This is a genomic window from Kitasatospora sp. NE20-6, from assembly GCF_045862635.1.
In genome coordinates, this window is the sequence record NZ_BPRL01000065.1 from 1 (window position 1) to 23631 (window position 23631).

General features: G+C 72.3%; 21 protein-coding genes and 3 pseudogenes. 8 read left to right on the top strand and 16 right to left on the bottom strand.

Annotated features, from left to right (window positions below; translation table 11 throughout):
- Positions 1-201: VOC family protein (locus SNE206_RS32520; protein ID WP_407917131.1), on the top strand; the 201-nt coding region annotated here is incomplete at its 5' end.
- 290 nt (positions 202-491) lie between these two features.
- Here the strand turns inward: SNE206_RS32520 and SNE206_RS32525 are convergent.
- Together SNE206_RS32525 and SNE206_RS32530 are read right to left on the bottom strand one after the other, a co-directional pair.
- The gene (locus SNE206_RS32525) at positions 492-1010 is read right to left on the bottom strand and encodes a hypothetical protein (protein ID WP_407917132.1); all 519 of its coding nucleotides are present in this window, start codon (positions 1008-1010) and stop codon (positions 492-494) included.
- Between the two features lie 405 nt (positions 1011-1415).
- Positions 1416-1517, bottom strand: a pseudogene (locus tag SNE206_RS32530) (IS5/IS1182 family transposase); the annotation flags it as partial.
- Positions 1518-1916: 399 nt separating this feature from the next.
- Here SNE206_RS32530 and SNE206_RS32535 point away from each other — a divergent pair.
- The gene (locus SNE206_RS32535) at positions 1917-3269 is read left to right on the top strand and encodes a hypothetical protein (protein WP_407917133.1); all 1353 of its coding nucleotides are present in this window, start codon (positions 1917-1919) and stop codon (positions 3267-3269) included.
- A gap of 4 nt (positions 3270-3273) precedes the next feature.
- Entirely contained in the window at positions 3274-3651 is a 378-nt protein-coding gene (locus tag SNE206_RS32540; protein WP_407917134.1) for a hypothetical protein, read from the top strand.
- A 114-nt stretch (positions 3652-3765) separates the two neighbouring features.
- Here the strand turns inward: SNE206_RS32540 and SNE206_RS32545 are convergent, their stop codons facing one another.
- From SNE206_RS32545 to SNE206_RS32555, 3 genes are all read right to left on the bottom strand, one after another.
- Positions 3766-4584, bottom strand: a complete 819-nt coding sequence (locus SNE206_RS32545; protein ID WP_407917135.1) for a hypothetical protein — start codon at positions 4582-4584, stop codon at positions 3766-3768.
- 262 nt (positions 4585-4846) lie between these two features.
- The gene (locus tag SNE206_RS32550; protein ID WP_407917136.1) at positions 4847-5095 is read right to left on the bottom strand and encodes a hypothetical protein; all 249 of its coding nucleotides are present in this window, start codon (positions 5093-5095) and stop codon (positions 4847-4849) included.
- A gap of 67 nt (positions 5096-5162) precedes the next feature.
- The gene (locus SNE206_RS32555; protein WP_407917137.1) at positions 5163-5438 is read right to left on the bottom strand and encodes a hypothetical protein; all 276 of its coding nucleotides are present in this window, start codon (positions 5436-5438) and stop codon (positions 5163-5165) included.
- Positions 5439-5798: 360 nt separating this feature from the next.
- On the opposite strand from SNE206_RS32555, the gene SNE206_RS32560 reads away from it, so the two are divergent.
- Positions 5799-6746, top strand: a complete 948-nt coding sequence (locus SNE206_RS32560; protein WP_407917138.1) for a hypothetical protein — start codon at positions 5799-5801, stop codon at positions 6744-6746.
- A 289-nt stretch (positions 6747-7035) separates the two neighbouring features.
- Here the strand turns inward: SNE206_RS32560 and SNE206_RS32565 are convergent, their stop codons facing one another.
- From SNE206_RS32565 to SNE206_RS32575, 3 genes are all read right to left on the bottom strand, one after another.
- Positions 7036-7305 (bottom strand): hypothetical protein, encoded by a 270-nt coding sequence (locus SNE206_RS32565; protein WP_407917139.1) that lies wholly within the window; start codon positions 7303-7305, stop codon positions 7036-7038.
- 47 nt (positions 7306-7352) lie between these two features.
- Complete coding sequence (locus SNE206_RS32570; protein ID WP_407917140.1) at positions 7353-7871, bottom strand: hypothetical protein; 519 nt, start codon at positions 7869-7871, stop codon at positions 7353-7355.
- A gap of 180 nt (positions 7872-8051) precedes the next feature.
- A complete protein-coding gene (locus SNE206_RS32575; protein ID WP_407917141.1) occupies positions 8052-8897 on the bottom strand; it encodes a DUF4253 domain-containing protein in 846 nt (281 codons plus the stop codon).
- A 151-nt stretch (positions 8898-9048) separates the two neighbouring features.
- Between SNE206_RS32575 and SNE206_RS32580 the strand changes: the two genes are divergently transcribed.
- Together SNE206_RS32580 and SNE206_RS32585 are read left to right on the top strand one after the other, a co-directional pair.
- Positions 9049-9564: a hypothetical protein gene (locus tag SNE206_RS32580; RefSeq protein ID WP_407917142.1), complete on the top strand. Its 516-nt coding sequence runs from the start codon at positions 9049-9051 to the stop codon at positions 9562-9564.
- 842 nt (positions 9565-10406) lie between these two features.
- Positions 10407-10901, top strand: a complete 495-nt coding sequence (locus SNE206_RS32585) for a hypothetical protein (protein WP_407917191.1) — start codon at positions 10407-10409, stop codon at positions 10899-10901.
- Between the two features lie 363 nt (positions 10902-11264).
- On the opposite strand, the pseudogene SNE206_RS32590 reads toward SNE206_RS32585, so the two are convergent.
- Together SNE206_RS32590 and SNE206_RS32595 are read right to left on the bottom strand one after the other, a co-directional pair.
- Positions 11265-11417, bottom strand: a pseudogene (locus SNE206_RS32590) (DUF6368 family protein); the annotation flags it as partial.
- Positions 11418-11580: 163 nt separating this feature from the next.
- Positions 11581-12003, bottom strand: coding sequence for a hypothetical protein (locus SNE206_RS32595; protein WP_407917143.1), 423 nt, complete (start codon positions 12001-12003; stop codon positions 11581-11583).
- 552 nt (positions 12004-12555) lie between these two features.
- Between SNE206_RS32595 and SNE206_RS32600 the strand changes: the two genes are divergently transcribed.
- Both SNE206_RS32600 and SNE206_RS32605 read left to right on the top strand, forming a co-directional pair.
- Positions 12556-13125, top strand: a complete 570-nt coding sequence (locus tag SNE206_RS32600) for a DUF4240 domain-containing protein (protein ID WP_407917189.1) — start codon at positions 12556-12558, stop codon at positions 13123-13125.
- Between the two features lie 154 nt (positions 13126-13279).
- Positions 13280-13981 (top strand): annotated as a pseudogene (locus SNE206_RS32605) (hypothetical protein).
- Positions 13982-14304: 323 nt separating this feature from the next.
- Here the strand turns inward: SNE206_RS32605 and SNE206_RS32610 are convergent.
- From SNE206_RS32610 to SNE206_RS32635, 6 genes are all read right to left on the bottom strand, one after another.
- Entirely contained in the window at positions 14305-15603 is a 1299-nt protein-coding gene (locus SNE206_RS32610) for an MFS transporter (RefSeq protein WP_407917144.1), read from the bottom strand.
- Positions 15600-16139 (bottom strand): ArsR/SmtB family transcription factor, encoded by a 540-nt coding sequence (locus tag SNE206_RS32615; protein ID WP_407917145.1) that lies wholly within the window; start codon positions 16137-16139, stop codon positions 15600-15602. The genes SNE206_RS32610 and SNE206_RS32615 overlap by 4 nt, the downstream gene beginning before the upstream one ends.
- Positions 16140-16874: 735 nt before the next feature.
- Complete coding sequence (locus SNE206_RS32620) at positions 16875-18899, bottom strand: hypothetical protein (protein WP_407917146.1); 2025 nt, start codon at positions 18897-18899, stop codon at positions 16875-16877.
- A complete protein-coding gene (locus SNE206_RS32625; protein WP_407917147.1) occupies positions 18896-20080 on the bottom strand; it encodes a VWA domain-containing protein in 1185 nt (394 codons plus the stop codon). The genes SNE206_RS32620 and SNE206_RS32625 overlap by 4 nt, the downstream gene beginning before the upstream one ends.
- Positions 20077-22485, bottom strand: a complete 2409-nt coding sequence (locus tag SNE206_RS32630; RefSeq protein ID WP_407917148.1) for a DUF5682 family protein — start codon at positions 22483-22485, stop codon at positions 20077-20079. Before SNE206_RS32630 ends, SNE206_RS32625 begins: the two co-directional genes overlap by 4 nt.
- On the bottom strand, positions 22485-23567 hold the full coding sequence (locus SNE206_RS32635) for an ATP-binding protein (RefSeq protein ID WP_407917190.1): 1083 nt from the start codon (positions 23565-23567) through the stop codon (positions 22485-22487). The genes SNE206_RS32630 and SNE206_RS32635 overlap by 1 nt, the downstream gene beginning before the upstream one ends.
- Between the last annotated feature and the right edge of the window lie 64 nt (positions 23568-23631).

Here is a 23631-nt window from a genome sequence, read left to right on the forward strand (position 1 = left end):
AACACCGTGATCATCGAATTCCTCGTCGCCGACGTGGACGGCGTGTACCGGAACCTGGCCGATCTCGTCGCCGACTTCGTGACCGAGCCCACCACGATGCCCTGGGGCAACCGGTCGCTCCTGCTCCGCGACCCCGACGGCAACCTCGTCAACTTCTTCACCCCTGTCACGCCGGCGGCCATCGAAAAGTTCGCCCGCTGACAACAGCGCGGCCACCCGGGCGGTGGTCAGTCCAGACGGCACGTTCCATACGGACCCGATCATCTGAGACGCCGAGTGAATCGGACCAGATCATTCGAGACCGGGACCAGATCGAGTGAGACGGGACAGCCCTGGCGGGTTCACGGTCGTCGGCACCGACTGCCTTCTGCCATGGGACCTTGACCGTTTGCCACCGACGATTGACTGGTCCGGGCGGCAACGCGGTGTGTCCATCGACCGTAGGGTGAAGAGCCGAGAGCGCGGTGAACGACGTGCGCCGACGCTGCGCTTCAGCGGCCGACGGTGCTCCAGTCGACCGGCGCGGGCTCCACGCGTCGACCTGCAGCGTGCTCACGGAGGCGCCGAGTCAGCTCCGGCAGGTCGTGGGCGGGGAAGCTCACCTGAAGGAGCCGCAAGCCGAACTGCGATGCCGACTCCTCACGGAACATCGCGGCGTCCATGGGCTTGACCTTGACGTCCCATGCCTCGGGAGCGGCCCAGTGGGTCATCCGGACGTAGAAGGCGTCCCGTGGGCCGGCGTTCGCGACGGCCGAGAGGAAGGCGAGGCCGCTGTCGATCGGGAAGTCGATGAGCATCCAGCCACGGCGGGACTCCACGTATTCGGCCATGTGCGGCAGTTTCTCCACCCAGCTCGTGTTGCTCTCGCCCAGATCCTGGCAACAGGTGAAGGTCTCGAATCCGCTGTGCCAGCAGGCTTCGATCGCCGGCGCGAGCTGTTCGTCGATCTGGGCTCGGCGGTGGCCCACCTGGACGAGAACAGTGGGGTGGGTTCCTTCTTCGGTCGTCATCCCGTGAGGATACGAGAGCCGGAAGGACGACGTTTCCCCGTGGTCTCGGACACTCGTTCTTGCGCGGCGAGGCCGTGTCGTAGGTGGGTCTCGTGCGGGGTCGGGTAGCCACGGTTGGTGTGGCTTCGCCGACGGCCCGGCCCGTGACCTCGATGCTGTTCGGGCCGGTCTGACCCGGCCCTGGAGCTCGGGCGCCGTCGAGGGCACGTCAACCGGATCGAGGTGCTGAAGCGCCGGATGTTCGGCCGGGCCGGGCGCCGTCTCCTGCGTCACCGCGTCCTGCTCGCCTGACCCGGAAACACTCCGTCACCGCATCCCGAAAAATCTTGCACGAGCCAGTTCTGGGGGCCATCAACCGGGACTCGACCGGCCGCACACCCGGACTTTGCCACGGCTTCAGACACGGTCCAGAGTCGGGGCGGGCAACGAGGGTCGTGGCGGGTTCGCTCCGGCCGGCACGCGCCCCGGCGGGATTCCGTAACCATCCGTCATGCCCGAGCCTTTCACGGGGGCGAAACGCTCAGTGACAGAGCGACAGTTTTCTGATGCATTCGATCTCGTGCGGAGTAAAATGAGGGGCGTCGCAGGTGTACGACAAGCCTGCGCTCATCGTCCGCCCCCTCTTCGTGGACGGGACGGATGTCAATCTCTTGCGGTATGTTCGCTCACCGGACCACCAGATCGCCTGAGCGGCTCGCGACCACTGCTCTGCAGGGACAGCCGCCGAAGCTGCCCAAGGCCGTCTCCCTATCCTCTTCGGCCCGTAGCCGGCGTCATTGCCGGGAAAATACAGAGGCAGTAACAATGAATCTGCCTGTCGACCCACCTGAGAGCGCGCCACGCGGTGGCCCGCCCGCTCCTCCTCCACCCACGCGCTACGACGTCACCCGGTACCTGTGCGCCGCTATGCACACCGATATCGCGCTCGCCCGCAAGGCCGTGAATCAGATCGTGAACGAGCCGCGTCGCGCCGCGGCATCCTCGCCCGGCGTGGATCTCGGCTGCGTTCTGCGGCACGCCTTGGCCGCCCGCAGGCGGCAGAAGCGCCGGGACGCCGTACTCGTACTCCTTCTGCTCGTCATACTGATCACTCTACCGTTCACTTTCGGTGGATCCCTGATCCTGGGCTTTCTTGTGGCCTGGGCGATAGTGGCCTTCGAATTAATCTCGGTCCACTACGGAATCGTCTCCAGGCAGCTGAAGCGGGACAACTTCGACCCGCACCATGCCCCCCGGCCTCCCAACGCCCAGGATGCCGCGCGCCTCGAAGCAATCGAACTCCGCGACCGGGGCAACGTCGTGGTCTCCTCGCGCTTTGCGCCCTTCGTCGGGCACGGTGGCGCATACAGCGCGTGGTCGTTCGCTCTGAACACGGCGCGCCCCGAGAGGGGAAAGCAGGTCATTCCGTTTACGATTCACGAGCTTTACGGGCATATATCTTCCCGTGTCGGGGCCCTCCATCTGCCCGGCATGGACATCGGCGACGTGCTACTGGTCAACGGGGCGGACCTGCCACTCGGAATCGACGACCGTACGCGTGCCGAAGTGCTCCGCAACCCCGCCGGACCGCCGGGGGCGCAGGTCTCGGAGGCCCTTCTGCGCGGGCTGCGTGAGGACGGGAACGGCCGGGCACGGCCCTATCTGGCGATCCGTGCAACCGGGTGGAGCGGCGAGCTGGTCAACACCCTTTTTCTGAGGTGCGCACTGCTGCCCGGCCGCGAAATTGCTTTCATCGAGGGCAGTAGCTGTCTGCTTGCGCCCGTGCGTGAGCAGTACCGGGCCGTGGACTCGCTGTTGGATGCCCCCACCTTCCGACAGTGGTGCGGACTGGTCGGACAAGCGGGCCTGCGCACACCGATCCTGCTGATCGGTTCCCCATTTTCCATCATCGAAGCCATCTTCTCGCCGGTTTCCGAGCAGCATCAGCAGCTCCGCCAGGAGCGCTTGATCCGCTTGCGTCAATTCAACTACGGTTCGGAATTCAGCCTGAGGGAGGCGGCAAGCGACCAGCTCTACTACCGCTATTTCCAGATGCTGGACCGGGAGCTGTACGCCAAGACGATCGAACATCGTGTGCTGGACGCCCTGGTGGAGTTCATGGAGGATCACAACATCGACTCCAGCGACCTGATCCAGCGGCAGTTGACCATTTACAACTCAGGTTTGTTCGCGGGGCGTGATATTTCTGTCAACCGTTCCAGCATTCGAGCCGGGGGCGGCCCGCAATGGAATAATCCGCAGCCCGTGAAACAAAGGTGACGCAATGTCTGGTCATGGGGCAAGTAGCGTCAGCGGCATCCAGGCGGGCCGGGACGTGCGGATCGAGGGGAGCATGGTCGCCGTGGGCCACTCCACGGCGGCCGGCCCTCTGGCGCCGTCCGAGCACAAGGAGGCCGTTGCAGAACTGCGCACCGCGGTGGGCCTGCTGCTGGACCGACTCCGCCAGAACGAGGACCAGTACGAGGACGGGGCGGAGCTTGTCGAGGCTGTGGAGCGGGTCGACTCGGAACTCGCCCAGGATGAGCCTCGCCGCAACACGCTCCTGCGATGGCTCGGCTTCATCGCCCCCGGTGTCCACGCGACGGCCGCGGTCGCGGCAGACGTAGCGGCGATCCAGCAGAGCGTGACGGCGCTGTTCTAGGAACCGTATTGAGGCGTGATCAACGGATGGGCCGGGTGAGATCTTCGATCCAGATCATTGGGGCTCGGAGGTGGAGGCCGGCGAGGTAGCTTGCAGGGGTTTTGTCGTAGCGGATCAGGATCGGCCGAACCAGCGGCGTTTGGCCCGGGGCGGTGGCACGGTGCCGTTCGCCGGGGTCACCGACGGGTCGTCGAACTCGCGGGAGATCACCTGGATCCGGCCCGACTCCATGTCGTGGCGCACCGTGTCCAGGCCCTGGCGGTCCAGTTGGGCGATGGTGTCGGCATGGCTGGTGGTGTTCAGGGCGAGCATCCCGATCTTCGGACCCCTCTGGCCGAGCTTCACCTCCTCGCTGAGCAGGATCTGCATCAGGCGGTCGGCGGAGGCCGAGGGCAGGTCCTCGTCCACGGCGACGTGCAGCATCAGGTGTTCCTCGCCGCTGGCCTGCCACCGGACCTGAGCCACCCAGACCGAGCGGACGGCGGGGAACTCGCGGACCCGCCGAACCAGCGCGTCGCGCAGGGCGACCGCCACCGGGTCGATGGACCGTTCGAGCTTCATCTCCGCCCCGGGCCCGTGGGTTGCCCAGTCCCGCAGCACCTGCTCGGGAAAGATCGCCTGCCCGTTTCCGGAGCGGACCCCGAGCACGGCGACGCCGGTCTTCTCCAGGATGTCCCTCAGCCGTGCCGCGTCGCAGTGCACCATCCCGGCGGCCGTCGGCAGCAGTTGCGTTCCGAGCGCAGCGTCGGTGAACCCGAGCAGTGTGGGCGGCTGTTCGTCGTCGGGGAGGAACATCACCGACCCGGTGCCGGTGACGGGAACGAACACCCCGCCCCCGAACAGTGCGGCGAGTACCGCCTCCGGTGCGGGCTCGTGCCCGTCCGTACGGCGGTCGAGGAGGTCGGCGAGGCGTACGTTCGAATGCTCGATCATGCGTGCAGCGTAGTGCCCGGACGGCCTCCGCCCGCCTGCGCCCGTCGGCGCTGCCCCGGACGTCGGGCGGCCGTCAACGTCCGTCACGGATCGGGGTTCCCGGTCCGGTGCTCCGCCCACCAGGGCGGCCGGGGCCCTGTACGCGCGAAGGAACCGACCGCCATGACGGACCGTCAGCGGCCTTCGCGTGAACCGCCCGTCCCACGGGGCCGCCGGCACGTGGGCTCGGCCCCCCTCGTGCGGTACGGCAGGAGCCTGTCTGTCAGCCGAGGTAGGTGATCTGCATGATGTGCAGGTTCCTGGTGGCGTCGACGAGGAGCAGGACGACGACCAGGGAGGGCAGGACGATCTCGCGCAGGACCCCGTCCTCGTCGCCGTCGTAGGGGAGGGTGGTGGCGATCGGATCGTCGCAGACCCGTGCGAGAGCGAGCGTGAGTTCCTCACCGGCCCGCGGGGGAAGGGAGTCCCAGACGCGCTGCTGGTCGGCGGTGATCCGGAGCCTGTAGGACATGCCCAAGACCCTAGCCGGACCGCCCGACAGGCTTGCTCCGCGGGTGGGGCAGGGGAGAGGGAGGGTGTCAGGCTGCCCGGTGGCGGATCCGTTCGGCGTCCGCCTTCACCGTGTCCGTGATGTCGGCCCACTCGCCGCCGTCGGGTTCTCCGGCCCGGGCCGCGAGGTCCCGGCCGCGCCGCGCGCCGTCCTGGAGGCTCTCGGCCACGGCCTGCCAGTGGGCGAAGACCGTGAGGAGGTCACCGGCCGGCGCACGGTTGATCTCGCCGAGGAACCGGGCCGTGAGAACAGGTGTGCCCAGAGCCCGACTGATCCGCTCGATGGTCCACGGCTCGTCACTCATTGCCTCTCCAACCCTGGCCGTCGCAACTGGGATCCCACGGTACCGCCTTGACGAGTCCCCCGGACACTGCCCGGGCAACGGCACCCGAACGGGGCGACGACGGTCGGCCTGCTTGCCCGCCGGGAGCGGGCCCGGAAGCCGGCCGGTCACGGCTGCGAACTCGACGGCCGGTACATCACCGACGAACCGGGCCTCCGCCTGGCGCTCGGCGAGGCGGTGAACGGGGCCGGGCGGCACGGAATTGTCCGCCCGTGGTTCCGGCCGGAGATCGAACCGGATCCCAGGCGGTGCCGTCCCGCGGCGAACGATCATGGCCGGGTCGGTGCGGTCCTGTCGGAGTGTCGTGGCATCATCCCCGTTGTGGTCGATCATACGGACGGCGTGGACTGGTCCGCACTGTTCCACGCCTCGGGGCCCGCCTGCGACACGCCGCGGCACCTGGCAGCTCTCCTCGGCGACGATGCGAAGGCTTTCGTCGACGGGTACACGCACCTGTGGTCGGCGACGCTGCGCCGCGAGGGCCGGGCCTGGCCCGCCACGGCGCCCACCGCGCTGCTTGTCGCCGATCTCCTGGACGATCCGCCGCCGGGGCCCGACGATCCCTCGCTGCGGGACGCCATGCTCGCCTACCTGTACGCGGTCGGCATCGCCGCCGACCTCGGCGACCGGGCCGAGGAGATCCGTACTCGGGTCGGGGACCGCGCACCGCAGCTGCGGGCCTGGACCGAAGACTACCTGTCGGCCGATGCCGACGGCCGGGCCCGGATGTGGCAGGACGGCACGGGCCTGGGCGGACTCGTCCTCGATCAGGCGGCGCTCGCCTGCTTCGACCTGGCTCCCGCGCTCCTGCGGCGAACGCTGCCGCACCTCGCGTCGGAACGTGCCGGGCGCAGGACCTGTGCCGCCGCGGCCGTCGGATCGCTGGCCCGCCATCCCTCGGCCTCGGCGCAGCGTCCGGCGCTGCTGGAGCAGTTGACGTCGATGGCCCGGGCCGCCGTTTCCCCGCACGAGCGGGCGACGGTCCTGATCGCCGTCGGCCACCTCGGCGGCGACACGCACGCCTGGCTGACCGACCCGCATGCGGGCGTTCGGGGGTGCGCGGCCCTGGCGCCCGGCCTTGCGGGCGACGCCACCGCGGACCGGGTGCTGCTGGGACCGGCACGGTCGCCGCGCGCGTTCGGCGAGTCCTTCGGGGACATGGCTCCACCGCTGCAGTTCCAGTTCGAGCCGTACCAGGGCCTGTTCACGTCCGCACTGCTCCGGCGGGCAGGCGATGCCGGGAAGCTCACGCCGGGCGCCCCGGTCTGACCGCCGGATCGGGTGCCTCGGCACCGGCCCGCGGAGCCCTGCCGGCCCTTCGCCCGGCGGAACTCACGCATCAGGTCGGCTGCCTCGAACGTCGGCTCCAGGCACGCCCGGTCGGTAGCGGTCGGTACTCACCGGCGTCGACGAAGTCCGACTCGAACACCGGCAGCACCGCATCGTCGTGCGCCGGTGCGGCAACAGCCACCGGATCCCACCTGATCCTGACGAGTGGAGGTACTCCTCCCCGACCCGTCTGCGCAAACCCCGGACGGACACGGGCCGGTCCTTCAGGTCACTGCGGCTGATCGGGGCGCCGGATGAGGCGGTTGCGGTAGAGCGTTCGCCGTTTGGCCGGCTTTCGCGTGGGGTGGTAGCTGAATGCTGCGGCCATGACGGCGCGGTCCGGGGGGAGCGTGGCGTTGATGCGTACGACGTGCGGGTGGGCGAACCGGTCGACGAGCGGGATGCGCAGCCATGCGCGGAGCCAGCGCGGGTAGTCGTGCGTCCGCAGCGGCACTCCCCGGGGGTGGCCGTCGAGATCGATCCAGCCGGAGATCCGCATCGGTGAGACTCCTTCGTCTGTTTGGGCCCGTTGTCGGCCGGGCTCGATCACGTGCCGAAGCCGTCGTCCGGCGCGTCGGTCTCCGGGGGTACGCACTCGTGGGTGCCGATCCAGTGGGCGGCGCTGTCCAGGAGGGGCTCGGGGCCGGCCCCGGTCCGAAAGGTGAAGGTGACGCCCGTCGACTCGACCTGCAGGGCCAGCTGCCCGGGCGGCTGGTGGAACGTCACGGGGCTGAAGCGGCAACCGGCCGCGCCGAGTTCGGCCGTGACCTGCGTGTGCATGAAAGGCCCTGGGGATGTGACGGATGTCCTTGTCCCCGGGCCGGGAAGGTCGACGGTGTCCCGCCAGGTCTGCACGCTGATCGACGTGACCCGGCGGCAGCGGCACACACAGAGCTCGGCGTCTCCGTACGAGAACAGATGGGGCCAGCGCCGCCGCTTGCTCACCCGACCGATGTCCCACGGCGGTCCGAGCGCCACCGCGATGTCGCCGAGCACCGCGCCGCAACGCAGCGGGCCGATGGCTGCGGTGGAGCCGAACTCGGCCAGGGCCCGAATCGCGTTCACGCAGCGGAGCGTGCCACCTGACCCGCTCGGACGTCCACCGAGTTGATCCGCGCTCGGGAGTACGACCGGGCGATCCGCGCACTGCGCGCCCGCCGTGAGGACGACACGGGCGGTACACCGAGGACGCGGCAACCACTGCACGGCGCGCAGCAGGCAGGCACGGAGGTCGGCCGCCGGTGGTCAGTCCCACCAGAACGACCAGCAGTCCTCGTCGATGAGTTCCTGCGCGTAGTCGGTCAGGCTCTCGGTGCCCTGGAAGACGATGTCGGGGCACAGCGCCACGTGTTCGGCGGCCACCAGCAGGGCCTCGTCCAGGTCGGTCGGCGGCGCGGCGACACTCAGGTGCAGGGTGTCGAAGCCGACCTTGACGACCCGGGTGCCGAATCGCTGCTCCCAGCTGCGGAGCACGGCGGCGATCGTCCCGGTCTCGTCGTGGTTGCACGGTCCGCTCCATCCACAGGCGGCCAGTGCTTCGGCCCCGCTGTCCGCGCGTACGAGGCCGATCCGCAGCTCCGGTCGGTGTCGCAGCAGCCGGGCGGCGGTGGTGTCCGCGAGCGTGTCCGGATCCTCCTCCAGAGCGGGGGAGGGCGCCAGGCCGGGCCAGGCCGGGCCGAGCGGGGCCAGCATGGCCTGCCGCTCCTGCGCGTCCTGCGGATCGTCCGTCGGGTCCGTGGCCGCCCGTCGCCACCAGCCGCGCAGCAGGGCGGCGGCATCGTGCCGGCCGGGGGACGACATCTGCTGCGGATACAGCTCCTGCGATCCCCAGGGGCGGAAGTCCGGCTCGTCGCCCAGAGGCGCCAGCAGCAGCGGCCACAGCCCACAACCCGCGTGCTCGTGGCGGAGCTTCTCCCACAGCCCGGCGGGTGCCGGCCCCTCGCTCATCCACATCACCGGCGTGGCGTCGCCGCCCTCGTCGGAGCCGATCAGGCGGCCCGGCGGCAACAGCGTCGACCGGTCGAGGTGATCGGCGGCACCGCCGGCGAACAACCGGCGGAGTTCGCAGGACGGGGGCTGGGAATCGTTCACGCGCACAGGGTAGGGGCCGCCACCGACACCACCGGTTCCGCCTCCGGTGACCGGCCGGGTGGGTTGCCGGTGGCAGGAGCGGCGTGTCGACGGTGCCGCCGCGCAGGATATCTGCTTGCGGCTGAAGGGCCGGGCCTGCGATGGTCCCGGCGTGACCGTGGTTCTGGGAGACAAGCACACGTTCGCAGTCGAGGTCGGGGCATGGGACCACTCCCTGTGCCGGGTGGACCTGTGGGCTGCGGGGAAGTGGCTGACCTGCGACGACAACATGGCGTTCGTCGGGCAGTTCCGCCGCGCCGTGCTGGACACGGCCGACCGGCTGCGTTCCGACGGAGGCCTTGCACTGCCGTTCGACGGCTCGTCCCCGGAAGCCACCCACCGGCGTCTCACGCTCCGTGCCGGGACCGACGACGAGACCGAAGCCGATTACGAGCTTCGCAGCCGGTTTCGGGCCCTGGCCTGGGGGCCCACGACCGACAACGTGACGGCGTACCTCTTCGGCGACGGAGACCGTTCGGTCCTCACCCTGCAGTTCTGGCGCAAGGAACACCTGACCGAGCATCCCGAGGATGCGGGCGAGGTCTTCGTGGCGGAGATCCCGACCGCGGAGCTCGTCGGGATCCTGGATGACCTTGTGGCCGTCCTCGCGGATCCGTCCCGCCCGTGACCGGCTGACGCTGCCGGCAAGCGTTTCGATCCCCTCGGCCGGCCCGGAAGCTCCCCGAGCGGTGACCACCTGCCGGCCGTCCGTCAGCAGGCCCGCCGTCCCTCACCGTCACTGGGCTGTCGCGCTGCTCGGCGTCGACCGTGAGCCGGGCGGGTTTCGCCGAAGCGCTCCGCGAGCGGTGGCACGGGGTCGTGCCCGAAGCCGAGCAGGCTGCCCACCTCGACGAGCCGGTGCGCACGGCGTGGCCGACGTGCCCGTCAGGCCGGTGGTGGTCGGTCAGCTCGGGCACCGACTGCTTCACGCCTCCGACGGGCGGCACGGAGGACGGTGGGGAGGAGACACGGCGGGCCGCAGAGCAGCGGACGCGGGCGCCGGAGAACACGGCTTCGCCGGAGACGTGGACCAGACGGCTGCCGGACGTCGCCGCGGCCGTCGCCGGACGGACCGGGACCTCGGCCGTGACCGCCCGGTGCGCCCTGCCGCTCGATGCGTTGACGACGACCCGGGGGCCGGCCTCGGCCACGCGTGCTTCCACCCGTACGGGATCCCGCAGGTCCAGCGCGTGCCACGCAGCCCCGCGGACACTGCCGGATCTGCTCGCCCGGGTCGCGGCCGTCGTGCCCCGGCAGCCACTGCCTACCGGACCGGTTCGGCACCCAGGAACCCGGAACCCGCCGACGACCAGAACCCTCGTGGCACGACGCCGGACGAGTGGATCCGGCCGGCGTGACAGTGGCCGAAGGCCCACGCGCGTGCCCAGGGGGCATGACCAGGCCACTTCGGCCGATCGCCTCGCCGTTATGGTGTGGCGGGTCCATCGGAACCATGAACAGGAGGCGCCCATGACGGTCGAGCCACGATGGCTGTTGGACGAGACTCCCTGGCCAGAGCAGGCCACGCTGGTCTACGGCGAGATGGTGGAACTGACGACGCCTGATCCGCCCGTTCCGGGGCTGGGCCGGCTCGGGCCGGAGATCGTGGGCAGCCGCGGTGTGGTCGTCGAGTGCGGCGTCGAACGGGACGAGCACAACGGCGACGTCGTACCGTTCTACTCGGTGGAGACCGAGGACGGCAGGCCCTGGTGCCTACGGCCTGAGTTCCTGATCTCCCGGGGAAGACTTCATCCCGACATGCCGCCCCGTTGTCGCAGCGACCTGCCCGAGGGAACCCGCGTCCGAATCCGCATCGAGTCGGACTCCCCGAGCGGGACGACGGAAGCGGTCGGGAAGGTCACCGACATCTGGTGGACGACGTCCTTGGAGCCGCCGAAGGGCTACATCGTGGAGGTCGGTGAGTACGTCCACTGTGTGACCCCGGAGCAGGTCGAGGTGCTCTGACCCGGTCGGAGCCCGGGCCCGGACCGGCCACGTCGAGATCGCCTGCACCCCGACGGACAGCTTCCGGCCGAACCGGACCGAGGCCCGGTTCACCGCCCTGTGCCGCTCCGCCCCGACGGCACCGGCCACCCCGGCCACCCCGGCCACCCCGACCACCCCGACCACCATCCAGGCCACCACCCCGGTCAGCATGATCCGCCGCTGCATCGTCCGGCGGAACAAGAACACCGCCGACCACCGCCTACGCGCAGCCGTTGCCAGGGGCCACCACGAGGTGGCACGGGTTCCTGCCACCGGTGAGGCAGACGCTCGCCCGGCCCACCATCCGCGAGGAACCACACCTCGACGAGTGGTCATGGCTCCCGCTCGGAGCTGATCGATCGGGTCGTTGCACCCGGCGATGAGCTCCACGGCATGCGTCGGATGGAAGCCGATGAGTGGTTCCAGGTTAGGCTCGTCCAGGTGCTCTCGGCTTCGAAAATCTCCGTGTCCCCGGTTCCAGGGCCCATGACACAAACCAGGAACGGCCGTCGTCCGTCGGCTTCACCCGGGACCGTGAACCGGACCGGTCGGCGCGGACGCCGTGCTTGGAGCGGCGCGCCCGACGATGCAGTCCGTGCCGACGTACCCCGCCGGTCACGTGTGAGGGACGCAGGCGATTCCGACCGGTGGAGGGCGGCTACCCGAGGACGACCTTGTTCGGCTGCGGAGTGCTGACAACGGGCTGCAGGCTCAGATCGACGATGGTGATGCTGACGTAGGCCGGCTCGCCGGATTCGAAGGTGGGCGCCACGATCCCGCCTCGCTGGCTGATCGCCGTCACGCTCTCGGAGTGGGTCTGTCCGTCGCACACGGGGCGGAAGCCGTTGGTGCCCTCCGCGCTGTCCTGGTGGGCGTACAGCATGCTCACGCCGACGCCGAGCAGCGAGGTGCAGGCATGGTCGAAGCGCACGATGACCGAGCTGGAGTTTTGCGGGTTGACGACCGCGCTGGTGATGGTGATGCCGTTCGCCGCGGCGGACGCGGCGGACGCGGTGGCCGGGGCGAGGCCTCCGGCCGCGAGCGCGAGCAGGGGCACGGCGAGCAGGACGGGCTTCTTCATGACGGGGTCTCTCCGGGCTGGGGTCGCAAGGGCTGTCCATGAACCGATGAGCTGCTTCTCACCACCCGGGACGGACCGGCCCACACAACGTGCTTGAGGGTCGGACGACGGCACGTCTGCGGCCCCGAATGCACTCCGTGCGGGGGGCTCAGGGACCGTCAAGGACGGGTGCAGATCTTCTGGGGTGTGTATGAAGACCGGCGTGACCTGTGCAGTTACACATCGGCCTGTCCTGTGGGGTACCTCGCGCAGGGGTGTCCGTGCCGGTCGGCACGACTCGTCACCACGGCTCGGACGTTCCGGTGTCGAACACGGATCCTCCTTGATCAGCCACCGACGACGAGTGCTCCAGCGGTAGATCGTGATCACGCTGGCGCTGCGGGAATTTCCGGTCAGCGGTGCAACGGCGGATCAGCTCGCCCCTGAACGCGGCCCTTGGGTGGCGCCGGGGCGCCCCCATGGGTGCATGGTCGTTGTCCGGCGGTGTGCTGGTCCGGCGCTGGCTGCGCCGCAGGCCGGGGGTTTCGAAGCGCCTGGCATACTCAGGCCGTGATGGATATCGAGGAGTTCTGGGCCCTGATAGACGAGGCGTGCGCCGAGGTTGACGCGCTGGAACTGGACTTCGACGATCGGTGCGATGCGATCGAGCGCGCGTGCGAGGAGCGGCTTGTGAGCCGCACGCCTGCCGAGATCATCCAGTTCTCCCTGCGCCAGTGGCAGCTGCGCGACCATGCCTACCGGTACGACCTGTGGGCAGCGGCGTTCCTCATCGAAGGCTGGTGGTCCGACGACGCGTTCATGGACTTCCGCGACGGCCTCATCTCGCTCGGCCGACACTGGTACGAGCGCGCACTCGCGGATCCGGACTCTCTCGCTCACCATCCGGCGGTGCGGGACGGCGGGGACGTGCTCATCGGGAACGAGGACTTCAACCAGGCGGCCCACCGGGCCTATCAACGTCTCACCGGTGAACCGGACGGGTTCAACGAGGCGCTGGAGGCTTCCCCGGAAGCCGGCCCGCTCAGCGCCATGACCGAGCCGACCGGAACTCGGTGGGACGTCGCCGACGACGATGAGATGCGCCGCCGCCTGCCACGCCTCGCCGGAATCTTTCTGCACTAAATACTCCAGCGGTGGATTCTGATCACGCTGGCGGGGCCGTGCCGGCACAGGTGCGGCCACCGTTGATCATCGGCGTGCGAAGACGAACGATCGTGTGGTGGCCGCAGGTCACACCGTGGACCCTGCCCGCCGGCAGGGCGCATTCGAGGTCCTGGTGGACCGGATCGCGGGCCGATTCGCCAGGGTCGAACCCCGCTGCCGGATAAGACGGTTGGTGCTCGGCCTGCTCTCGGTGAGCTGGGGACGCGATCCCAGACGGCATGCAGCACCTGCTGAACCGCGCCAAAAGGGACGCCGACATCGTCCGCGACGACCTGTGCGACTACATGGTCGAACACCTCCACGAAGACGAGGACGCCCGCATGATCGCCCGATTCCTTGACGCCGGCCACCACGCCCGCTGGGTGGCCGGCGGCGTGCGGCCTTGGAGGGACGCGGTACCGGCTACGTCCTCGCGGTGGCCTGTAACCACGAATTCACCGCTCAGGCAGGCAGGTTCCGCGCGGACGCCCTGGCCACGTCGGTGCGCGTGGCCGGGTCAAGATGGCGGGTGGAAGAGACCTTCCAGGCCGGAAAGGGCCTGGCTGGACTGGACGAACACCAGGTCCGCCGCTACGTGTCCTGGTTCCAATGGGTCGCCCTGGCCATGCTCGCCCACGCGTTCCTCGCCGTCGTCCGCGCCGAGGAACACGGCCGCCATCCCGCCCCCGACAGGCTGATCCCGCTCACCTGCAACGAGATCCAGCGCCTGTTCATCACTTCGGTCGTCCGGCCTGTGCAAGGCGTGGCCTACCGGTTCACATGGTCAGAATGCTCGCCCTGGTCGACCCGGTCGACGGCACCTGCCGGCGCCTGATGAACCGGCAGCTCACCGTGCAGGAGTCCCGCCACCGGTCGGCCCGCGCGATCTGCCACGGCGGCCTCGGCCAGATCCGACAGACGTACCCGGGAAAGCCCGGAAGGCCAGGAGGGCCAGGAGGACCGGCACGTCAACTTGCTGGGCCGCTGCCTGTTCAGCATCGAAGCCGACGGCCCCGGGCAGGGCCTGCGCGCTTCCGGGGGCCGGACGCCTCGGGGGACGACGAGGATTGACGGCCGGTGCACCCGGCCGGCCCGGCCGCTCGTTGTGTCCCGCGGGGCCTGGTGCCCGAGGTGGTGCGAGGTCTTCGCGGCAGGGTGTCACACCAGGTCGGGTGCATTCTCCTGGGCGGGGTCCTTGGATGCCGGGCGGTGGTCCGGGCCGTCGGCCGGGGCGGCGGCCCGCAGCGCCGCTTCGACCCGGCGGTTGCTGGTCATGGATGCCGTGACGGCCGTCATCGTCAGGAGGAGGACGGCGGCGGCGTAGAGCGGGGTGCGGATGTCGTAGGTGGTGGCCAGCCAGCCGCCGAGGAAGGCCCCGACAGGGGCGGCGCACATGGCCAGCATGCGGGAGGTGGAGGCGACCCGGCCCATGAGGTGGGCGGGGACGATCGCCTGTCGGAGGGAGGGCGCGAGCACCATCGTGGCGCCCATGCCGGCCCCGCAGACGGCGAGCGCGAGCCCGGCCGCGTACGGGTTCGGAGCGGCGGCCAGGCCCAGGATGGCGAGCCCTTCGACGGCGGCCGTGCAGGTCAGTGCGGTGCCGGTGCCGAGACGTCGGCCGAGGTGGGAGGCGATGCCTGCGCCGAGCAGGCCGCCGGTGGCCTCCGCGGTGAGGAGCAGACCGAAGCCGTAGGTGTCGATGCCGAGGCGGTCGTGCGCGAAGAGGGCGAGGACGGTCTCCACGGCGAGGAAGGCGATGTTCCCGACCGCCGGGCGGAGTGCGAGCCCGAGCAGCACCTGGTCCCGGAAGACGTACGAGGCGCCGGCCCGTGCCTGCCGGAGCAGTGATTCGCGGGCCTCCGGCACGGGCCGGGGCATGGCGGGCAGCGTACGGACGAGCAGTGCGGAGAGCAGGAACGACACCGCGTCGGCGAGCAGCGGGACCGCCCGCCCGAGCGCGAGCAGCGCACTGCCTGCAGGCGGCCCCGCGAAGCCGGACATGGCGGTCTGGGCGCCGCGCAGGCGGGAGTTGGCGCGCTCCAGGAGTGCGGGGTCGCGGCGGAGCAGATCCGGCAGGTAGGCCGTGGCGGCCGTGTCGAAGAAGAGTCCGCCGAGGCCGAGGAGGAAGGCGGTGGCTGCGAGCAGCGGGATGCTCAGCACGTCGAGCGCGGCCGCCGCCGCGGGTATCGCGAGCAGCGCCGCACGTGCCGTGTCCGCGACCCACATCGTGCGCCGGCGGTCCCAGCGGTCCACCAGCGCACCGCCGAGCACCCCGAGGAGCAGCCACGGCAGTGTTCCGGCGGCCGTGACGACGGCGAGCGCCATCGGATCCCGCGTCAGCGTCAGTGCGAGCAGCGGCAGCGCGGCATGTGTCACCCCGTCACCGAGCGAGGACACCGTCTGCGCGGTCCACAGCCGTCCGAACCCGGTCGGCAGCTTCCGGATGTCCGACGTCACTTGGTGCCCTCCTCGGCCTGCTCGCGCGGTGCGGGGTGGAACAGGGCGAAGACGAGCGACGCGTCCGGCAGCGACGGATCGGACAGCTCCCGGTACTCGTCCGCCAGCGCCTCCAGTCGCGCACCCAGCTCCGCGAACTGCTCCTCGGTGAGCCGCAGATGCGCCATCCGTACGTGCCGCTCGCCGTCCACCGGCGACGCCTCCAGGTCCGCCACCGCATGGCGCATCAGCACGTCCGGCCCTCCCTCGCCCGGATCCGGCAGCACGATCGCCCGCGCGGCCATCGCGTAGTACCGCTCGGTGACACCCCGCACCTTCCGTGTCCGTACCACCTTCACCAGGCCGGCCCGCTCCAGCAGCCGTACGTGATAGCTGGAGCTCCCCTTCGCGAGGCCCACCCGCTCGGCGATCTGGGTGATCGTCGCGGGCTCGAAGCGGAGCACGGCCATGATCCGGTGACGCGTCAGGTTGGAGACGGCGCGCAGCTGTTCGTCGGTGGTGACGTGAAACGTCTCGGGAAGATCGTCGGTAGGCATGCGAGCAATGGTCAACGATTCTTGACCATTGCGCAAGGGGTTTCGCGCGGCCCGCCCCTCGCCCCGCCCTCGCCCCGCCGCACGGTTCGGCGACCTCACCCCTCTCCGCTGACGGGAAGTCACCGTCCGGCAGCGCAAGGCCGGTCCGACGGCGAGGCCGTCGAGCGGTCGGTGGGCAGCGCAGACGCCTCCGGGGCGGTCCTTCGTCCGGGTGAGGGCGGGCCGCTCGGTTGCCGACGTCGGCGCTTCGGGGTGACCGGCTCGCCTGTTCGACCGGCCTGGAGGCGGGTCGGTGTGCAGCCGGATCTCAGCTGCCGCCTCCGCCGCCGGTCGAGCCGCCGTGGCCGATCGAGCCCCACTCGATTTTCGAGCGCGGGGCGGTCGTCCGGGGGCGGAGGCTCGGGCCGCTGGTGGTGCCGGACCAACAGGTGCACCGGGACGGCGGGGGCGACGGCCTCGTGCAGTTCCCGGTGCAGGGCGGCGGTGTCGGTCTCCGGTTCTCCGAGGACCAGGTCGATCACGCCGGGATCCGAACGGTCCACCCGTGCCATCTCCATGACACAACGTCAGGGCGGAGCTACCGGCCGTGGAAGGGCATCCGGCCGGGCACGTGGTGACGGTGACGCGCCGCACGGTCGAGCGGCTGATGCGCGAGCCCGGAACCGAGGGCGTGATCCGTGGCCGGTGCCGCCGCACCACGATCCCGGAGCCCGCCGATCGCATCGTGCCGGGCCGTCAGCCGTGGCGGACGGCCTCCCGGTGCGCCTCGGCCGCGACGGCAACCCGGACGGCGGCGTCCGCCCAGCCGCGGACGGCGGCCTCCGGGTCGCCGCTGCGCAGCGCGTGGGCGAGGGCGCGCAGCAGTTCGGCGGTGGTGGCCAGGCCCTCGCGGCCCAGCCGGTCGGCGGTGCGCTCCAGGCGGGCGAGGGAGGGCCCGTCCGGGTGGCGCAGTCCGCGGTGGGTGGTGTCGGCCAGCGCGGCGAGCGCCTCGGCGAGGCCGTCGGCGACCGGATCGGCCGACGGCGCTGCGGCGGCGGGTGCGAGGGCGCCGGAGCCGCCGCCGGGCGCGAGGTCGGGGACGACCACGGTGCCGCCCGCGAGCAGCGCGACGGGATCCAGCACGGTACGGCCGGCGAGGCGTCCGACGGTGGCGCTGACGTGGGTGACGGTGCCCGAGGCGAGAGCCGCGGCGAGCGCGTCGAGGGCGCCGGGACAGGCCGGGTCGTAGGTGCCGGCGAGGGTGGCCGGGTTGCCGGCGGCGTCCCGGACGGTGGCCTCCAGACGCTGCTCGGCCGCGTCGTAGCGGACGTCCTCGACGGCGGAGAGCTCCACCACGTGCACGGACTCGGCGGCGATCCGCGGCCGGATCAGCCGCGGCGGGCGGCCCTCCGGTCCGCGCAGCCGGGCGTTCAGGTCGGTGAGCAGCAGCGGGGCGGGCAGGTCGGTCCACGAGGTGCCGACCGGGGAGACGGTGGTGGCGGCGATCCGCCCGCGGCCGAGGCCCAGTTCGCGGGCGGCGCTGCGTACGGCGCTCTCGCTGACCACGTTGCCGGTGGCGAGGGCCTCCAGGCGGTGGCCGGCGATCCGGCGGGCGCCCAGCGTGTGCCCCGTGGGCGGACGGCCGTCCGCGGGCACGTCCCAGCTGCGGCGCAGCACCAGGACGGTTCCGGCGGCGGGGTGGGCGAGGTAGACCTCGGCGGAGCGGGCCGTCGCGGTGCTGCGTACCCGGCAGCCCAGCGCGGTGAGGCGGACCCGGCGCAGCGGCGTCTCGGCGGCTTCCCGGACGCCCAGCACCTCGGACGGTGACGCCCCGGGGTGCGCGGCGGCGCGGTGGCGGGCGTGCAGCTCGGCCAGGAGCAGGGCGGCTTCCTCGGGCCGGTGGCCGGCGGCCCGGGCCGTGTACGCGTCGAGCTGGCCGATCAGGTCGGTGACCAGACCGGCCGGCCAGTGCAGGGACTGCGCGGTGAGCTCGTCACGGACCCGGTGGAAGGCGGCGGTGAGGACCGGCCCGGCGTGCACGGCGCCGTCGAGCAGCAGTTCGCGGGTGAGGTCGAGCGCGGTGTCCAGGGCGGCGCGCTGCGCGGCGTCCAGGACCGGCGGAGTGTCCGGGGCGGGTTCGGAGCCGCCGCCGAGGGTGACGGTCGGTCGGCCGTCGGCCGCGCGGAAGGCCCAGACCGCGAGGGCGATCATCTCGCCGCGGCGGTCCTGCGCGGCGTCGGTGACCGCGAAGCCCAGCTCGCCGGGGACGGGGAACCGGACCGTGCAGGCGGCGAGTTCGGCGACCGGCTGCGGGTCGTCCGGGCGCGCGTGGTGCAGCCGGGCGGTGTAGCCGCGCTCCAGCGTCCGGCGGGCGGCGGCCACGGCGCGGGCACCGACGGCGGCGGTCAGCGCCTCGTCGTCGAGTGCGCCGGGGGCCCAGGTGGGGGTTTCGGGCTCCTGGGGGGTGTTGGGGGTGTTGGGGGAGTCGGTGGCGGCGGTGGCGGCGCGCTGGTGGGCGAGGACCAGGGCGATCCGGTGGCGGCACACGCCGGGCGCGCCGCAGGTGCAGCTGCCGCCGTCCAGCCCGGTGCCGGGCGGCAGTGCGACGGCGCTGCCGTCGGGGCAGGTGCCGCGCAGCGTGCCGTCAGGATCGAGGCCGGGCACCGGCCCGTTCCCGGCGTCGACCTCCCGGGCGGCGCGCTTGACCAGGCCGCGGTTGGCGAGGGCGGCCAGCGTCTCCGCGTCCAGGGCCAGCAGGTCGGCGCGGGTTCCGGCGCTCACCGGCCGAGCCTTTCGGCGACGAACTCGGCCAGCATCCCCGGTGTCATCGCCCCCACGTGCGCGCCGGCGTCGGCGAGCAGCCCGGCGAGCTCGCGGTCGTACGCCGGGGCCGCCTCCTCGTCCAGCGCGGCCAGGCCCAGCACCGTGGCGCCCTGCCCGGTCAGCGAGCGGACGGTGCGCAGCAGCCGGTACCGGTCGCCGCCCTCGTAGAAGTCGCTGATCACCGCGAGGATGGTGCGCCGCGGGTTCTCCACCAGGCCGGCCGCGTAGTCGACCGCGCGGGCGATGTCGGTGCCGCCGCCGAGCTGGACCCGCATCAGCAGCTCCACCGGGTCGGTCACGTCGGAGGTGAGGTCCACCACCTGGGTGTCGAAGGCGACCAGATGGGTCTTCAGTCCCGGCAGGCTCCACAGGCAGGCCGCGGTCACCGCGGAGTGGATCACCGAACCCACCATCGATCCCGACTGGTCGACCAGCAGGATCAGCTGCCACTGCTCCAGGTGCCGGCGCCTGCGGGAGTGGAAGTGCGGGCGCTCGATCAGGATCCGCCGCTCGGCCGGACGGTAACGTCCGAGGTTGGCCCGGACGGTCCGGCGGAAGTCGAAGTCGCGGGCCAGCGCCCGCCGGCTCGGGCGCGTCGACCGGGCACCGGTGAACGCCTGGCGCAGTTCCGGGGTGAGCCGCTCCATCAGCTGCCGCACCACCGCGGCCACGATCCGGCGCGCCTGGCCGAGCAGCTGCTCGTTCATCAGGTGCTTGGTGCGGAGCACCGCGCGCAGCAGGGCGGGGTTCGGCTCGATCCGTTCCAGCACCGTCGGGTCGGTGACGATCTCGTCGATGCCGTACTGCTCGACCGCGTCGCGCTCCAGCCGCTCGATCGTCTCGCGGGGGAAGAGGCGGTGGATGTCGTCCAGCCAGTCGACGGCGGTCACCCGGGACGGCCCCGCTCCGGCGCTCCGGACACCGCGGCGGTCGAGGTCCTGGTCGCGGCCGTACAACCATTCGAGGGCGGCGTCGCGGGCGGCGCCGTCGGCGCTCGGGCAGCCGGTCCACGGCTCGGCGGGGGAACCGAGCACCAGGCGCCAGCGCTCCAGGGCGGGGTCCGGGCCGGGGCCGGATGCAGGGCCCGGGGCGGGGTCGGGGGCCAGGTCGGGTCCGGGGGCCGGGTCGGGCGGGGTCACCGGGCGCTCCGCAGGCCGTGGCGGTCGAGCAGGGCGGTCACGTTCTCCTCCAGGGCGCGGGCGGCGGCCAGGTGCAGGGGGTCGGCGGTGGTGCGGAGCAGGCCTCGGCCGGAGCCGCGCACACCGCGGCGCTCGATCAGCCGGCGGGCGATCCGCTCGCGCTCGCGCGGCGGGAACCAGGCGAACGCCTGGCGCAGGGCCGGGAGGGCGATCAGGAACTCGGCGTCGGTGAGCTCGGCGAGGACGGAGTCCAGGGCGGCCAGCAGCGAGCCGTCGCCGGAGTCGGCGGTGACCTCCTCGCGGGCGAGGGCGAACAGGCCGCCCAGCCAGTCGCCGAGCGAGCGGGGGTCGCCTGCGGCGTTCAGGGCGGCGGTGGGGAGGTCGAGAGCGCCCAGGGCCCCGGTGGGCCGGGGGCCGGAGGGGGTGTGCGGGTCGCCCGCGGCGTTCAGGCCGACGGAGGCTGCGACGATGGCTGCGGGTGCGGCTGCGGGTGCGGGTGCGGCTGTGGGTTCGGGTTCGGGTGCGGTGAGGGTGAGGTGGAGGCCGTGGGCGGCGCCGCGGAGGTCGGCGGGGGCGTGGCGGTCGCGGGTGATGCGGAGGGCGAGGGCGGCGGTGTCCGCCGGGGCGGTGGTGAGCTGCTCGGGGGCGTGACGGACCGCGTCGCGGACGGCGGCGAGGGCGGCGAGCCGGGCCGGGTCGGCGCCAGAGCGGCCGTGGGCGCCCTCGACCAGCCACAGGATCCGGCTGACGGCGCCGTCCAGGAGCGCCGCGAGCAGCGGGCTGCGGGCGGTGCCGTACACGCGGTCGTGCCGCCACAGGCCGAGCGCGGTGGCGAGGACGGCGCCGAGCGCGCCCGGGTCGGGGTGGCGGGCGACGGTGGCGGTGAGCGTGGTCAGCAGGCGGTCGGTCAGGGCGGTGGCGCCGCACAGCACGGTGTCGAACAGCAGGTCGGCGAGCCCGGCGTCGGCGGATCCGGTGGTGCGGGCGCGTTCGGCGAGGACGGTGACGGCGGCCTCGTCGAGGGTGGCGCCGTACGCGCCGGCCTCGATCAGGGCGGCGTCGCGGCCGCTCTCCGGTCCGGCTTCCCAGCGTTCGGTGGTGACCGGGTCGGCGCCGTGGGCGGGTCCGGCGGTGCGGTGGCGGCCGGGCACGGCGAGGACGCGCAGCCGGTGCAGGGTCCGGCTCGCCGTCAGGCCGTCCTCGGTGGTGAGGTCGCAGGTCAGCGGACGGGTGCCGGTGGCGCCGATCGCGGCGAGCCGGGCGCCGGCGTCGTGGACCAGCGGCGGGGCGGGCGTGTCGGGGTGCAGCCGCCCGGTGCGGACGCCGCTGCCGGCGGCGACCATCTCGACCACCACCGGGTGACTGCCCGGCGCCAGCGGGGCGCGTTCGGACCAGGGCAGCGGCTGGGTCAGGTCGTCCTTGACCAGCGCGCCGACCAGGCCGTCGAGCACGTCGGTGCGGGACGGCACGGGGTGGCCGCGCAGGGCGGCAAGGCCGCCGGTGAGCGCGGCGGCGGCGACCAGATCGGCGGTGGAGACCGGGTGGCGGCGCCGGCGCAGCCGGGCGACCACGGACCTCCGCAGATGGTCGGCGGCGGCCTCGGGGCCGTCCTCCCACAGCCGCTGGTAGTAGGCGGGCGAGGGCATCCCGGACTGGTACCCGGCGAACGCGTCGAGCTGCCGGAACGAGTACGGCACCAGGTAGCTGCCCGAGACGGCGCCGGACGGCGGCTCGGGCAGCGCCGGCCGGCCGGGCACCTCGGCGGGCTGCGCGGCGAGGGCGCGCAGGGCGGGCGTGTGGAAGCCGCCGGTGACCACCAGCACGGTCGCCGTCCCCGCCTCGGCGACGACGGCGCGGACCCACGCGGCCATGTACGCCTCGCGGGCCCGGTCACCCTCCTCCGCCTCGGCGTCGCCGCGGACCAGGTCGAAGTAGGCGTCCAGGCGCTCGGCCAGCCCGTCCGCCGGGGCCACCTCGAACAGGCCGTCCCACAGGGAGTCCACCGACCCGGTGCCGAACCGCTCGCACAGCCGGGCGGTGGCCTCGGCGTACCGGGCCTCCGCGTCGGCGTACCGGTTGGCGCGGAACTCGAACGCCGGGTGCCAGGACGGAAGGTCGACGAACAGCACCTCCGCGCCGGCCGCCCGGCCCTCCCGCAGCGCCACCCACTCGGGCGAGTGGTCGCACAGCGGCGCCCAGGTGGTGGCGGTGCGCTCGGCGTCGCGGTAGTGGCTGAACACGGCGATCGGCAGCTCGTGGCCGAGGGCCAGCTCGTCCAGCCGCCCGTTGAGGTCGGCCGGGCCCTCGACCAGCACGTACGCGGGCCGCAGCCGCCGGACGGTGTCCGCCACCAGGCGGGCGCAGGCGGGTGAGTGGTGGCGGACCCCGAGGAAGACCGCGGGCATCAGCCGGCCAGCAGGTGGCGGGCGTCGTGCACGGCCTGCCAGTGCGGGCCGCGCCGCCGCGGCACCCGCTGCTCCAGGTAGCGGCGCAGCCGGGCCAGGTCCTCCGGGCTGTCCTTGGCGGCGGTGCCGGCCAGGCTGGAGACCAGGTCGGCCGCGTTGCCGGGCTCGCCGCGCAGGTACCAGCCGCGCAGCCCGACCGTGTGGGCGACCGATACCGCCTCGGCGGTGCTCATCACCGCGGACGGGCGGTCGCCGCCCTCGGCCGCCCGCAGCTCGCGGAAGGCGGTGACCAGGACCTCCAGCAGGTCCCGGTCGGGCGCCGCGGTCACCCCCGAGCGGCGCAGCAGGTGCCCGGACTCGGCCTCGACCAGGGCGAGTTCGGTGTCCAGGTCGGGGATCGGGAAGACCGTCTCGAAGTTGAACCTGCGCTTGAGCGCCGAACTCATCTCGTTCACGCCGCGGTCGCGGGTGTTGGCGGTGGCGATCACGTTGAAGCCCTGCCTGGCGAAGACCATGCCCTCGGGCCCGTCCAGCTCGGGGACGGCGACCACCCGTTCGGAGAGCAGGGACAGCAGCGAGTCCTGCACCTCCAGCGGGCAGCGGGTGATCTCCTCGAACCGGACGACCCGGCCCTCGGCCATGCCGCGCAGCATCGGCGCGGGCACCAGCGAGCGGGTCGAGGGGCCCTCGGAGACCAGCAGGGCGTAGTTCCAGGAGTACTTGATCTGGTCCTCGGTGGTCGCGGCGCCGCCCTGCACGGTCAGCCGGGAGGTGCCGCTGACCGCTGCCGCGATCAGCTCCGACAGCAGCGACTTGGCGGTGCCGGGCTCGCCGACCAGCAGCAGGCCGCGGTTGGTGGCGAGGGTCACCAGGGCGCGCTCGACCAGTGCCGGATCGCCGACGAACTTGCGGGTGGTTCCGGTCGCCTCGTCGCCGACGATGAACCGCCGGGCCGCGCGCAGGCTCAGCTCCCAGCCCGGTGGGCGGTGGTCGCGGTCCTCCGCGCGCAGCGCCGCCAGCTCCTCGGCGTACCGCAGCTCGGCGGGCGGCCGCTGGAGCTGCTCCTCGGCGGTGGTGGTCATGGCGGCCTTCCCGGGGTGGTCCGTACGGCTGTCGGTGTCGGTGTCGGTGAGCCGGCTCACGGCC